We start from the raw sequence: 12786 nt of genomic DNA, 5'->3' as shown, positions 1-12786 counted from the left end.
GGGCCATTGTCATTCCTCTTGTCAGTGATGTGACTCTTGTTGAATATTGACGATGGTATGTTCACGGAATGAGAGTCTCATGTATTGAACCAAGCAACTAAAATGCTTCAACATGGCCAAGGCTGTAATTAGTGCTTTCTTTGTTAATGTCTTTAGCAATTAGAGGGTCTAGATCCCTCTGCCTGGGTACGATTGTTGGATTCGACCTTGCCTTTGGTTGCGTTGTCTTTGCTGCTCAGTTGCTGCCTTCACTGTGCATTTTTAGAGAGCATCGTCTTCTAGCTCTGCAATTTCTTCTTCTGCGGCTGCATGGTTTTCAAATGCATACTCAATTGCTATATAACCATTTGACGTATCAGTTGCGCAGGCTACCAAAAAGATAGATGATAGTTGGTTAGGAAGTTCTTTGTGCGAATGAGCTTCCCATCTTGCGGCTAAAACTCTATCTCCATTGAGTAAGCCTTGCATCCAGTCTCGCGGTTCGCTCCAAATACTTCCTTGCATTAAGTAAGAGAAATTCTCTGACTCTCCATATGCCTTAACCAGCTTCTTTTTCATGTCATCAAAAGCATTCTCGATAGGTGTTCCAAAATCGTTCGTCTCTATGGTTTTCCCAATCGCTTTTATCCAGGAAAGGCCACAGGATGGGCCAAACTGAAGAACATGGAACTCAAAGGCTGAGTGAGGCTTTGGGACTTCTGTCGGCTGGTAGAGCCCTGGCTTGACCTCTTGTAGTGAGCCGGGGTATTCATCCCTCTTCAGTCCCATTCTCAACCCAAATGGCCCCTTTCTGAGGATGAGTTCGCCGTGACTATCCATAAGGCAGTGTTTTTTTTGCTTTTTTTAGCATGGTTGAGCCAAAGAATCAAATCTTTCTGTTTAGTATTAAGCTTTAAAATAATGTGTGAAACTTTGATCTCTCGTTTGTTTTGGTGCTTTTGTTAGGGCTTTAGTTCTTCCCTTGGGATCCTTCTTCCGAATTTTTATTCTATTTTATTTACCCTCTGGTCCGAAGCTCGTCGATTTTGCAATTGAAGCGATTAACGGCTTCTGTTCTTCTTCTCCTGAGCCAGGGTTTGTTGAATACTGTCTTGAAGGTCTTTCCGCCGGAATGCGGGACTCTGTGATGGCAGAACTATGCTATGTATTCCTCCACCTCACTCCCATTGTCGTAGATCGCCCCGAGTTGGGGGATTAGGGGTTTGTTAACCTCTTCTAGGGTGCTAGTGGATTGTGCTTTGAAATAGTTTCTTTATGTTTAAATGTTCCTTGTATTCCATCATCTGAACAGGTCAGCTTAATTCAGATGCTGTTCAATTAGCTGTTTCCTATAGAGCGATAAAACTATTTCTTGGATCCATGATCTGAGCTCAATGGTAAGGCTATTTATTTTTGCTCAAAGCTGAATATAGCTAAGATTCGGTGAATTTTCCCTATTCACCGGTGTTTGCGTGATTATCAGTAGCCTAGGGTTTATGGCTGAAAGTGGTCATTAGATAGAAAACGCTAAAAGTGATTGCTTGTCGGTAGCAGTGATGCTTGGCGTTGCTGTTGGCGTAATTGCTGTTGAGACCAATGATCTTTTAGGCTCATTGGGTTAACGCGTTCGACATTTTGTCTTGACTTGGTTGTGACGGGTAGCTGGATTATTTGACCATCCGAACCACCCCTTTATCCATTTCTAAATAAAGGGGGATATTGGTTATTGAGGAGAGATGACTATTCCGGCTGGCGAGGGTTCCAGAACGCACGGACCCACTTGTCCTTGTCGATACGGCGGCGGTCCGTGACCCACCCAAGATGTGTCATAAGCTCCCTGATGCGTTGGGCGTTGTAGTTGTTCTGCCTCTCTTTAGGGATGTCGAGAAAGTCGTAAACCTCTGCCCGCTTGATGTAGGCAGTGGTGCCACGCATCAGAATCCATTCGCGCAGCGGCTCCAACCACGGATCCACCAGGTCGTAGGCGGAGTTTCTGGCAAGGATCTCGCCCATCTCCTCGTCTGTGCTCCAGTGCTGGTAGCCATTGCGGTATTCGAGGAGGGCTCTGGCCCAAATCGCATCCCTTGCGGCTTTCACCCTGGAGATCGGGAGCTTGTCGCTCCCAAGGGGGATCATCACGAATCGGCTGCTGCCGGTGTTGTCCGTCAGTGGCGATTTGTTCGTGGTCGCCCAGAACGTCGAGCGCCTCTGAATTGGCTCGGTGCCGGGAGCATATTTACGCCGAACTAGATCTACCCGCCTGCTTAGAAAGGCTTTGAGCTTTTCTTGCTGTGTTTGTCGTGTGATGCCGTTCAGCTCGCCAAGCTCCATCCCCCAAACGAACTGGAGGCGGGTCACATCGTCGATGTCGAGTGCCGGACTTAAACCGTCGCCGTAGAACTCATGTCCGAACAGCGCCCTGCCCATCTCTGTCTTGCCGATCCCCTGCCCACCAAGGAGCACCGGTGTCTGCCGGAGTTGACATCCTGGATTGATCACTCTGGCTACCGCGCCCACTAGGAACCGAGGCATGAAGGCATCGGTGATGGGGTCGCTGAAGTCGAACAGGAATCGGCTGAGCTGATGCCAGTCCTCATCGGCGAGAGGGTCTGCTTCGAGGCTGTTTAGGTAGACCTCGACAGGATCGAACTCGTGCTCGTGAGCAAGTTCGATGAAGGCATCGCGAGCAATCTTCTGACTCCACTTGTTTGGGCTTGGAGGCATCGATAAACGGAGGTAGAGGTTCTCTGTTTGAGTCGCTGTGGCCTCGGCCCCATTGATGTGGATGCCACGGCTTCTTACATTCAGCCTCGGAACGTCGCCGAGCTGTTGAGCCATCAGCTTTAAAGCGAAGCCAGGTTCAACACGCTTTTGGCGTAACGCTTGATTTGGCTGCTCCTCATGGATGCGGAATAGCGCCGACTCTCCGACGGCGGTAGTTTTGTCACCGCAGTAGGCCCAGGTGATCCCGCCGCGAACAAGCATCTCGCCCTTTGCCATCAAAGGTGGACTCCAGCGGGAGCCGTAGTGGCAGAGGATCACTTTCTTGTCGCGGCTTTGGCGACAGTCGTGTTCAGTTCGGCCACAAATCGGGCAGGGGATGCAGTCGATCCAATGCGCGTCTTCTTGTCGAGTTCGACTGCCTTCGCTTCGGCTGGAGTAATGATCATGGCCCTGGCTAAAGCCCGATTTCCACAGAGCAAATAGCGATAGGGGGATTTCCCTGACCATTCGTGGCCCTGTGTCTGCCCAGTGGTATTTATCCCCGGAGGAGACATGCTCTCCAGCAACAATTACCTGACCTGAGGACCAGAAGAACTCGATCTGTTCTTTTTCCCCGGTCTTGATGACGGTCTTCCCAGGGAGACCATCCCACTGTGATTTCGGGACCTTTACGACGAGCTTAAATCTGTTTTCGTCGCTGTCCCTGACGATTATCCAGTTGTTGAGATTGATAGTGGAGAGGTCGAAGTTGAACTTCTCAACCGCGTAATCGATGGCGGATTCACCATCGAAGTCAATGGTCAGTAAGCCATCGGCTTCTGGTCCGCACCTCATGCCAATGCATCGAAGCCCAGGGAACTCCATCACCTCATCCAGGCTGAACCGCTTGTTTTGCCACCCGCTAAGAAGAGGGGCTTTGTAGGTATCACCCGCTCCACATGGGAGCAGAGGAAGCCCGTCCAAACGGCGTAGCTCTTTGCCCCACCAGCTGGGGCGCTTATTTTGTGTTGTCACGGTGTCTGGCTCCGCTTCAACTCAGTGGGCTGGCCGACGCGCTGAAGGTTTCAACCTCCGACGCGGGCTGCCGCTTGAAGTTCCACAGGCTTTTGATTGCTTGCTCCTTGTTCCATCGGAGCTGTCTAGTGCCGGCTCCGATGAAGACCCAGTCGCGATGTTCTGCGAAGGGGCCTCTCTCCATCCGCCTCATTCGGAGGAGGGTTTCTATTGCAAGCCGTGCCTCTTTAGCGACCTCGGCTGTTGTTGCTGTTGAGTTCGGCTGTGCCGTCTCTATGGACGCAATTTTCATTGCTTTTTTTGGCGTCCGATTTCGTCGATTTGTCTCGGTTGCCCATTTCCATTGCCACCCACTTCTGAACGATTTTCCAGAAGTGGAGTCGCTGCGCGCGGGTTAGGCGATCAGCGTTTTGGGGCAGGTCGTGGCCGGGCTTGAACACCAGCACCACGGCCTTCTCTCCAAGACGAACATGACACCGTTTCCAGTGCGGTTGTGAAACCTCCCAATCCATACGGACTGCGCAGTTCACGAAGTAAGTGAGCTTCTCCCGATGTGGCTCAAGCCACGCTGGGAGTTTCTGACCCTCTGTGCCGTGGATAGGTCGGAGCAATCGTCCGGAAGGGGCTTTTAGGCTGGGCACCCTGAAACTTGTGAAATCGGTTGGATTGCAGTCACCCTCCAGAGAGGTGGTGGTAACAACTGGCCGCCTGTGCTGCTTTCGTCATTTAACGTACCACCATTGGTAGAGATTGCCAACCATTTATGCCACTAAACCACCACTACTGGTGTTTACTCCAAAGGGATCGATGTTGCTGACGACTCGAAAGCTCTGGCGACAATTGAATCCGTGATCGTTCGATATGAGCGGTCATGAACGGCTTCAGAGTGCCCCATTGCGTCGCAAATTGCGCCTTTGTCTAGCCCCTCTCGTTTGCATCGGACGCCGAATGTGTCTCTGAAGGAATAGACCCTCAACCACTCGGGAGCGGGCTTTGCGGCGTACTTCTCCACCAGTCGAATCCACTCTTTTTGCGTTGGTCCAGTGGGCACACCCTTCCGCTTGCGGTGAACGTGTCGATTGCACGCGGCTCCGTTTAGCTGACCCTCAGGCAACTTCAACGTCCCCGCCTCCCACTCCGCAACCAGTGGCCACTGCACTGGGTTGTCGTCCTCATTGCGTAGATACATGGCTCTCAGGTATCTGGGATCCGTCTCTTCTTCGCCGCCGATTTTTTCGTAGCTGCACCAGAAAGTTTTCTCTTGAGTTACTGGGTCTTTCACCACTGAAAGGTGTTGCAATTCGGTCGGTCGTAATCCGTATTGCGTGAGCATCCGGAACAGATTTGCCCAGGCCGGATTCTCCTTCTGCACTACAGCGATAAACGCCAGGATTTCGTTGTCTTCAAGGACGGCCTTCTTTCGTCTCTTAATACGCTTTGGGATCAGCTCATCGCGATCCGCTTGGGTGATGAGCCATGAGCGCGGCACCTTGTAGCGCCGAACCGCGAACTCCATCCACCGCGCCAAATAGCGGCCACATTCCTTCTGGGTAGATGGTGCGTGCTGCCATTTTTTAATCACTGCCTTCAGTAACTCGTAGCCATCCGCCGGGGAGTTCTTTCTCCCCAGTACCCGCACCGCTTCCGAGAGAATCGGCTCCCAGTTCGATTTCCATGTGTGTTGCTGGATCTTGTCCCCGAACTGGGTCTTCGATTCCTTCATCGCTAAGGCGATCTTGGCCCAGGTCACCTCTTCCTCCTGCGTCTGAACATCGCTGCTGCCTTTCACCTCTGCCAAGCAATCCTTCAGAGTTCGCTCTCCATCTGCTCCGCTCCACACCTTGTAGAGCTGTCTGGTCCAGTTAATTGCCGCTTCTTCGTCCTCCTCCCGATAACGGAGTTTGGGAAGATTCACCTGCTGCGCTGGCTTGCTGGCTACCCGATAGCGGATGCAGACGTAGCCTTTGTCGTTGGTGACGCTCCACCCAGCCCACTTGCTGGTGATTGAGACCAACCTCATCTCCCACAAGGGCATTTCGCTGAGGTTGCGACGCGGCATCGTTTTCCGACAAATTTCCGACAAGTTAGTTTTGTCTAATAGTGAGCAGTCGTCAACAGTCGTCTTTTGTTTTAGTCTCTGACTGAGTTGTTAATCCTTATGCCCGTCAGCACTGATTCCGTAATACTCGTGGATAGCCGTATCACCCAAGTGACTCGTGGGGGTGGAATGCCCCCTTCAATCTTTCCAAGACAGCGGATCTCAAGGGTCCGCTTTTTTAGTGTGCAATCTCGGTCTCCAGGTGGCCGTTTATGGCGAATTTGACTTCGCTCGGCAGCGGTGGGTTCATGCATCAGTTCTCGCAAGACCTGAGGTGGGTTCGTACCAGCAGATGCTTATCAGTGTTTCGGCTAGAACTTATTCGCTCTCAGCCAACCAATCGAACCTGCTGGTGCATGGTTTGAAGCTGCCTGGTTTGAGGTTTGGTTTTGGATCACTCGCGCCAGGTACCAAAGCCCTTTTTGCCCTGAAAAATGACGTTGCACCGTTTGCAGGCGTATCACCGACGAGCCAATCCCGATTAACCCTTTTTAACGGTTCGGGCACCCACTGTTGATCGAGGTAACTGTCGCTGGTGATTGGCCCATGCAGTTGCGCAGGAAGGCGGCTGATCTTGTATGGATGTGTTGGCCTGAATAGGTATGTGCCAACCCCTCACCGTGTAGGACTGCTGTGGCTGTAAGAGCACCAAGCAATCCTTTCTGGAGGAAATGACACAGATTGCTCTGAGGATTTCCGCTGATAATTTTGTTCATACCGGGCAGTCGTGCATTGTTTTCAGAGTTAATCATTGGAAATAGTATGTTGATTGATTATGAGCAAAAGACTTTCTTCGCACAACACACCATCTCCCGAGTTAATGGCTGAGTTGATGACCCGCGTCAAGCGTTGCTGTGATGTTACTCATAGGCTTAGTGGACAAGCTCAATCCCGCTTGTGGCGGGATCAGTTTGTCCTTGCGATTACGACAATAATTTGATGAGCTGACTTCTAAACTGCTTTTAGGGATAAACAGTCAGAGAGCTCAGTTGTTTTCGGGTGATGATGCTTTCATGGCCTCGATTTATTTTGTGAAATAGTCGGGGTATTTGGTTCTAAGCTCTGGCTTGTCCGTCTTGATGCTGATATCCATGGTATTTCGAATCAGCATGTGCAAAATATTGCGATTGGACGTTATCTTCTCTACTAGTAGTCTATGGGAGGCAAGAAACTCGCTACATCCATTCCCTTCAATCAGTTCGTCAAGGCTTTTGTTGAGTCTTTCCGTTGCTTCAAGTGCAATCACTAAATCACGCGAGATGGCCTCCTGATACGTAGCCGGGGGTGCAGCCGTTGGATTTGGAGGGTGGGATTTGTCATGCTTTCCTGCTCCTGATCGACGGATCGGCCTGTGAAGCCTTGGTGTTGTTGTCATTGGATTTTGCATTTAATACCCAAATCTTATCCGTGATTTGGATTTGCTTTGGGTAATTTCTAATACAAAATTGGGAGTCGCCTGGAACGGTGATTGCTAAACATCCTGGCTATAGTCTTCTAACAGCATGGCTAACCCATTGAAGTGAGAGCATAATTCTCCTCTCATTTGTGCGTAGTAAACGAGCTTTTCGGTGTCATTTGTCTCGTCAATTAACTCCCCGAGATTATCTGTTATGCGGTCTAACGCTTCGTAAGCGATGACTAAATCTTCGGATATCAGTTCCTGTTTTGCAGGTGAAGTCATTTTGGGGTTGGCGTCAATCAATTGTTTGCGGAATGCCTCTATTTCCATCGCTGTTCTCCTTTTGCGTGTTCCTTCCAATTTACTGCTGATTAGAAGTATATGCGTAGTCTTTAATACAGAAAGGGTGGCCATCGGCCATGCTGAAATTTGTTTCATTGCGTTTAGGAAACGCTTCTGCGCCAAGCTTTTCTTGCTAGTGCATCACCTCTCCACGCCTCCATTGAGCGCGAACGGTTTTGATGTTCTTTAACGCCATTGAATTGGTTGCAGTGTTTACATTTGTCGTCTTCTCGTTCATCCTTCTCGCCAAGCTGCTCGATGTATTTCAGGGTTTTTATTGCATTCATGGTTGTTGACCGTCTGTTTCGGCTGTAGAGGCCCAGGCCCTGGCATGGGCTTCAAGCTTGTAGGCCTGTTTCAGCTTCTCCCCCTCAGGCTGTCGTTTGAAGAAGGTTTCGACCTTGTATCCATCAGCAGCTTCCCCTGTATGGATTCAATGCAGGTCTATCAATGCTGTGGCCATACTGAAAATGTTGACGGTGATCTCAATGGATTTAGCCAAACAGACTTGTATCCCCTGCCAAGAAGGGGCTCCCAAACTCACAGAAGCAGAACTTGCTGATCTGCTGCCTCAACTGCCTGGCTGGGAAGTGGTTGATAACCATCATCTCACGCGTTCGTTGCGATTCATCGATTTTCAGACGGCCCTCGATTGGGTGAATGCAGCTGGTGCGATCTGTGAGGTCGAGGGACACCATGCTGAGTTTTCCCTGGGCTGGGCACATGCGGAAGCTGTGATTTACACCCATAAGGTGGATGGCCTAACGCAAGCGGATGCTGTATTGGCAGCAAAGCTGAATGGAATTGATGTTTAGATCGACGTCTTGAGGAAGATGATCTGCAGCTAAGTAGGAGGCTTTTGTTTATAAGGCTTTCTCTGCTTCAACAAAAAACCCGCCTGTGGCGGGGAACGATTCTCAATCAGTGCGAACGATTTGAGTCACCAAGTTGGCATTGATCTGGTTTCGCTTAGAATCTGCTGTATCCCAGTTTGGATGGGTAAATCTTGAGAGGAAGACCGAAAGATTCCATCAGCTTTCTGCACTCCTCGCCAACAGTGCCGTAAACCTCAATGCTCAAGCCATCCCCTAGTTCAGCATGCTTTTGCAAATATTCCTGGACTGGAGGATTTGAGACGTGAAGGGCAAAGGCTTTGTCATTGGAGTACACCTCTGACCAAACAAACATCTGTGGGTCTTCCGGATCCTGATCAAAGGTGTGATGAAGCATTCCAGGCTCGGAAGACTGAACGGCTGCATCAGTCACACGGGCAAGCTCTAGATACTGGTCCACGCAGCCCTGCTTCACGTGGATCCGGGCCAGAAGCATGAAGGGAGTGGATTGATCGAACGTCGCTATTTATAGCCTTGAATTTTCTTGATTATGACAAAGTCACCCTCAATACGTTCAGTCGCAGCAGTCAACGGACTGAGGGTGGCGGTGATGCAACCAGCTGGTCAGTCAGTGGAGGCAGCAGCTTGAACTCCTGGCCACATGGCCGCGAACTCAGCATCGGAAACAACAGGTGTCACTTCGAATTCGATGCCAAAGCCCTTGATCCAAGGGGCAAGATGGGCCCAGACCTTGCCTATGTTGCTAGCAACAGCAATGGCCATTCCTGTTCCACCGATGGGCTCGCAGACGCGATATTTGAGCTCAAAGCCATCGAAGCAATCTCCAGGGCCGCCAGCATTGATGTATTCAGCAAATGGAGTGCAGGCATCCCAGGACCCTTCCACTGTTGGGAAATTCCAGACGATTAAATAGTGCTGCATTAACTTTCAACCAATGACCTTCTCTACCAGTGGCTCTAATGAGTAAGTGTCACTTGTGTTACGGAACTGATCAGTGACCTGTCAAATGACAATCAGCCCAGATGAATGAACGCATCGTGCTTTTTGCCGAGTGATTCCCGCTGGGACTTGGGTAGAAGCTTGCCGCATAGTCGCTTTGAAGAGTTGTTCCGTCTGTTTCCTCTTCGTTGATTGAGAGGCGCATTCGCCTCAGCTCTAGGGCCATGTCTGAGATGGTCCTGATGATCTCCAGCTCCCACTTACAGGCATAGCTGAACTCCTCAGCGATGTCAGTGATCAGGACTGGCACATCATCGTTTTCGTAGCTGCGACTGATCGCCAGCTGCATCCTATGGACCCACCATTTCCAGTATTCGTCCTGGTGAGGGGTGAGGTCTTCGATGTCGAAGGAGAACTGGACATCGCGTAAGGGGGGCATCAGCAGACCTGATTTCCCGAGCTTGTTGCCTTGTTTGGGGCTGAGGAATTCGTTGGTCCTGTTCATCGGATCAGACCAGAGGTCTGGGCTGTTCGGCCTTTCAGCAAAACAGCAGCGCTGTTCTCGCTCTACCCCCAAACGGGTGATCAGTCCGAAGGTCTGTGGCTGACCAGGTGTAGCGTTGATGTTGTTGTGCGATAGATCTGCTGGGGGAAAGCTGCGCGCTCCCGCTGCCATCAAAACCCTGATCGTCTTGAAAGATGTTGATCAAGGGCTTAACGGTTTTACTTCCCTCATGCATCTTTTGTCATATCCCAGGGCGGAAATTTCAAGAGATTAATGCTTTACTCATTGTTATGAGCGATAGGACGATGACGTTGATCAATCTGTTGTTCTTGAGCTTCATCCTGTCTGTCGGTGTCATTCCAACAAGCCATGCCAAAGACACAGAACCACTGAAGCTTGGTAAGTGCGATCCTGATGGTGCTGTAAAAACTCTTGATGCAGGATTAAAAAAAGGGAAAAGCTTAAATGCTGCGATGGAAATGGTCATCAATAACAAGCAGTTTGATGGCTCAAATGCTTGCATCACCTTCATTCGTGAAGCATCTATGGAGCAGCGTGAATCTGCTCCCTATGCTTTCAAAAAACTTTGGATGGAATAACGGTCATTCTTCTATTAATACTTCGCTCGTAATGGCAGAGAGCAATTTTTTCCGCTTCTCGTTTGTGCTGGAATTGCCTGTCATTTTTCAAAATCCTAGGCAATCAAGATCTCATCCATGGTGGGGGATAGAAGAAGCAAATAGCTTGTTTTTTGTGGTCATCGTTGCTGAAGCCCTCTCTTGGTCGTTCAACATTGTTTGTTTCGCTCATCGAGGCTTTGCCTCTAATGGGATTGACGGTCGCATGGGGATGCCACCTGCTATCGCAGTGAGCTGATGACCTGCATCAACCGCTGCTGTGATGCCCGCTGCAACGATCAGCCTGAGGCGTGCGACCTTTGCAACCCGTTACAAAAACCTCTAGGGTCCGTTACATAAGTTCACGAGCGCTTTTGATGACCGACTACTCAACCGCCATCTTTGGCCTGATCGCCTTCACCGGAATTGTCTCCGCTGCCGTGGTGTACATCCTTGCCCAGCCTTCCGATCTGCCAGTCGTGAAGAAAGCAAAATCAGCTCAAAACTGAGTCCCCTTCTGAACACTCCTTACCGGTTCAACCCATGAACACCCAAGATCTTCTCGTGCTTCTTGTGAGCTTCGGGACCGCCTGCTTCGCTCTCAACATCTACAAGTTGAATCAAGCCCAAGAGCAGTGAGCTTTACAAAGCTTTACAAGCCTGTTACTATATGTGTAGCGTTCCTCGGACGGGATCTGCAAACGAACGTCGCTTGAGGGAGCGGTCTTCAATCACTCAAAAGGTCTGCGTGGAAGCTGGCCTTTTTTTATGCCATCTCCTTCAGAGAGCGGTAAGTAAGAGGTTTTTCGATTTTCACCACCCCATAGCCGAGAGAGACAAGCTCCTGAACAGCCTTAGCGAACTTTTTAGAGCCCATTCCTCGGATTGCTCTATTCCCTTGTTGTTTGGCTAATTGCCATGTGCAGCCATCAGCCTGGAAGCCGTGCTCATGAACGTGGCGCATCATCAGTACTGAGTCTGTGGCTTCCACCGAAAGCTCATCATTGTGTATCTTTAAAGATTAGTCGGGCTTTAAACCGCAGCAGAGGGGAATCAACGGAGCGGAGCCTGGGTACGGTCCTGGTATTCCGAAAAAACATGCCTGGGATAACCCTATGCCTCAAGCGATCCACCGCATCCGTTATTCTCTAGATTTTTGGATTCAATATCTGTCTGAGTAGTAACAAATTTTGGCCCTATTCAAATTAAGGATCAGGTTGAAAAAGCTTTTTAGAGTTTCTTGATTTTCGCAGCATTGATGCTGAGCAGGCTGGTGCTGCGGGAGCATGTCTATGGATTATTCTCGGCTAGCTTGGAATTGGCCCAATTGTGATTGAACTTTTTCTTACTGGAAGTCTTGCTTTCATTATGTTTTCTTTGGGGCTTTCTCTAACGCCGCAAGACTTTGGATTCGCATTTCAGCAGCCAAAGGCCTTGATTGCTGGAGCACTTGCTCAGCTCTTGCTGCTTCCAGCGATTGCTTTTGTATTGATATGGGCGTTTGGACTGCAAGGTGATTTTGCCCTTGGTGTCATGATTTTGAGTTGCTGTCCGGGTGGAATAACGTCGAATATTATGACTAAGCTTTCTCGTGGAGATGTAGCACTCTCCATTTCTTACACCGCACTGGCTAGTCTTGTTACGGCTGTAACTCTTCCTCTTGTGTTGAGTGTTACAGCACCCGTTCTTGTTCCACAACAAGGCATTGAGTTGTCAATACTCCCTTTAAGTTTAAAAGTTTTTTCTTTGTCAACATTGCCTGTATTGATCGGTGTTTTGCTTCGCCAATGCAGCCCGATGCAAGCGTCTCGTTGGGAGCAGCCAAGCAGTCAAATATCCAATGGTTTGTTTGTGGCAGTGTTGATTGGAGTATTGATTGGCCAGTGGAATGTTTTTATCGCAAATCTCCCTGTTTTGGGCCCAATTCTGCTGCTGCTTAATGTGATCATGCTAGCGGTTGGCTTGTTTGTTGGTCACTTGCTGCGTTTAAAGAAATCTCAGATTACTTCCCTTTCTGTAGAGGCTGGGTTTCAAAATGGCACGATAGGTATTGTTGTTGGTTCGCTGATCAGTGAGGAGCTTGTTCAAGGTGGTTTAAGTCGCTTTAGTCTCCCATCCGCTGTCTATAGTGTTTTAATGTTGGTTACTATCATTCCCTTCGTTCTTTGGCGAAGACGCTTGTGAAATAGGTTGGCATTGCTAATAGCCTTCATTGGGCAGAAAGAGTGATTCCTCGAAATGATTGGTTTTAGTGACTTGCTGACGTTCATCTGCTTCTAAAGACTAGCTTTGAAGCTGGCTATATTTTCTGTAAT

16 protein-coding genes are annotated in these 12786 nt (G+C 49.6%); 6 read left to right on the top strand and 10 right to left on the bottom strand.

Annotated elements, in window-relative coordinates:
* Positions 1 to 261 precede the first annotated feature (261 nt).
* From SYN8016DRAFT_RS10755 to SYN8016DRAFT_RS10740, 4 genes are all read right to left on the bottom strand, one after another.
* On the bottom strand, positions 262 to 768 hold the full coding sequence (locus SYN8016DRAFT_RS10755; protein WP_141561487.1) for a hypothetical protein: 507 nt from the start codon (positions 766 to 768) through the stop codon (positions 262 to 264).
* 951 nt (positions 769 to 1719) lie between these two features.
* Positions 1720 to 3717, bottom strand: a complete 1998-nt coding sequence (locus SYN8016DRAFT_RS10750; RefSeq protein WP_006854434.1) for a VapE domain-containing protein — start codon at positions 3715 to 3717, stop codon at positions 1720 to 1722.
* Positions 3718 to 3944: 227 nt separating this feature from the next.
* The gene (locus SYN8016DRAFT_RS10745) at positions 3945 to 4229 is read right to left on the bottom strand and encodes a hypothetical protein (protein WP_006854433.1); all 285 of its coding nucleotides are present in this window, start codon (positions 4227 to 4229) and stop codon (positions 3945 to 3947) included.
* A 278-nt stretch (positions 4230 to 4507) separates the two neighbouring features.
* Positions 4508 to 5776, bottom strand: coding sequence for a site-specific integrase (locus tag SYN8016DRAFT_RS10740; protein WP_006854432.1), 1269 nt, complete (start codon positions 5774 to 5776; stop codon positions 4508 to 4510).
* Positions 5777 to 6089: 313 nt separating this feature from the next.
* On the opposite strand from SYN8016DRAFT_RS10740, the gene SYN8016DRAFT_RS15400 reads away from it, so the two are divergent.
* Positions 6090 to 6332 carry a hypothetical protein gene (locus tag SYN8016DRAFT_RS15400; protein ID WP_159098324.1) on the top strand — a complete coding sequence of 81 codons (243 nt, stop codon included), beginning with the start codon at positions 6090 to 6092 and terminating at the stop codon, positions 6330 to 6332.
* A gap of 507 nt (positions 6333 to 6839) precedes the next feature.
* Here SYN8016DRAFT_RS15400 and SYN8016DRAFT_RS15100 read toward each other — a convergent pair.
* Complete coding sequence (locus tag SYN8016DRAFT_RS15100; RefSeq protein ID WP_141561485.1) at positions 6840 to 7202, bottom strand: hypothetical protein; 363 nt, start codon at positions 7200 to 7202, stop codon at positions 6840 to 6842.
* An 84-nt stretch (positions 7203 to 7286) separates the two neighbouring features.
* The gene (locus tag SYN8016DRAFT_RS10725; protein WP_006854428.1) at positions 7287 to 7628 is read right to left on the bottom strand and encodes a hypothetical protein; all 342 of its coding nucleotides are present in this window, start codon (positions 7626 to 7628) and stop codon (positions 7287 to 7289) included.
* A gap of 407 nt (positions 7629 to 8035) precedes the next feature.
* On the opposite strand from SYN8016DRAFT_RS10725, the gene SYN8016DRAFT_RS10720 reads away from it, so the two are divergent.
* Positions 8036 to 8371: a 4a-hydroxytetrahydrobiopterin dehydratase gene (locus tag SYN8016DRAFT_RS10720; RefSeq protein ID WP_253909864.1), complete on the top strand. Its 336-nt coding sequence runs from the start codon at positions 8036 to 8038 to the stop codon at positions 8369 to 8371.
* Between the two features lie 154 nt (positions 8372 to 8525).
* Here SYN8016DRAFT_RS10720 and SYN8016DRAFT_RS10715 read toward each other — a convergent pair whose 3' ends face one another.
* The 3 genes from SYN8016DRAFT_RS10715 to SYN8016DRAFT_RS10705 form a co-directional block, all read right to left on the bottom strand.
* On the bottom strand, positions 8526 to 8915 hold the full coding sequence (locus tag SYN8016DRAFT_RS10715; RefSeq protein WP_038014499.1) for a putative quinol monooxygenase: 390 nt from the start codon (positions 8913 to 8915) through the stop codon (positions 8526 to 8528).
* Positions 8916 to 9013: 98 nt separating this feature from the next.
* Positions 9014 to 9331, bottom strand: a complete 318-nt coding sequence (locus SYN8016DRAFT_RS14600) for a DUF3303 domain-containing protein (protein ID WP_006854423.1) — start codon at positions 9329 to 9331, stop codon at positions 9014 to 9016.
* A 70-nt stretch (positions 9332 to 9401) separates the two neighbouring features.
* Positions 9402 to 10025 (bottom strand): hypothetical protein, encoded by a 624-nt coding sequence (locus tag SYN8016DRAFT_RS10705; RefSeq protein WP_006854422.1) that lies wholly within the window; start codon positions 10023 to 10025, stop codon positions 9402 to 9404.
* 23 nt (positions 10026 to 10048) lie between these two features.
* Here SYN8016DRAFT_RS10705 and SYN8016DRAFT_RS10700 point away from each other — a divergent pair, with 23 nt between their 5' ends.
* The 3 genes from SYN8016DRAFT_RS10700 to SYN8016DRAFT_RS15970 all read left to right on the top strand — a co-directional run bounded on the left by SYN8016DRAFT_RS10700 (position 10049) and on the right by SYN8016DRAFT_RS15970 (position 10980).
* Positions 10049 to 10453 (top strand): hypothetical protein, encoded by a 405-nt coding sequence (locus tag SYN8016DRAFT_RS10700; RefSeq protein WP_006854421.1) that lies wholly within the window; start codon positions 10049 to 10051, stop codon positions 10451 to 10453.
* Positions 10425 to 10730 (top strand): hypothetical protein, encoded by a 306-nt coding sequence (locus SYN8016DRAFT_RS15095; RefSeq protein ID WP_141561484.1) that lies wholly within the window; start codon positions 10425 to 10427, stop codon positions 10728 to 10730. The genes SYN8016DRAFT_RS10700 and SYN8016DRAFT_RS15095 overlap by 29 nt, the downstream gene beginning before the upstream one ends.
* Positions 10731 to 10848: 118 nt before the next feature.
* Complete coding sequence (locus SYN8016DRAFT_RS15970) at positions 10849 to 10980, top strand: hypothetical protein (protein WP_006854419.1); 132 nt, start codon at positions 10849 to 10851, stop codon at positions 10978 to 10980.
* A 257-nt stretch (positions 10981 to 11237) separates the two neighbouring features.
* On the opposite strand, the gene SYN8016DRAFT_RS10695 is transcribed toward SYN8016DRAFT_RS15970, so the two are convergent.
* Positions 11238 to 11435, bottom strand: coding sequence for a hypothetical protein (locus tag SYN8016DRAFT_RS10695; protein WP_253909860.1), 198 nt, complete (start codon positions 11433 to 11435; stop codon positions 11238 to 11240).
* A 365-nt stretch (positions 11436 to 11800) separates the two neighbouring features.
* Here SYN8016DRAFT_RS10695 and SYN8016DRAFT_RS10690 point away from each other — a divergent pair, with 365 nt between their 5' ends.
* Positions 11801 to 12655 (top strand): bile acid:sodium symporter family protein, encoded by an 855-nt coding sequence (locus SYN8016DRAFT_RS10690; RefSeq protein WP_006854416.1) that lies wholly within the window; start codon positions 11801 to 11803, stop codon positions 12653 to 12655.
* Positions 12656 to 12786: the final 131 nt, after the last annotated feature.

Origin of the sequence: Synechococcus sp. WH 8016, from assembly GCF_000230675.1 — a bacterium.
GTDB lineage: Bacteria > Cyanobacteriota > Cyanobacteriia > PCC-6307 > Cyanobiaceae > Synechococcus_C.
The sequence above is the reverse complement of the archived record's forward strand: the minus strand, read 5'-3'. Positions and strand labels throughout refer to the sequence as shown.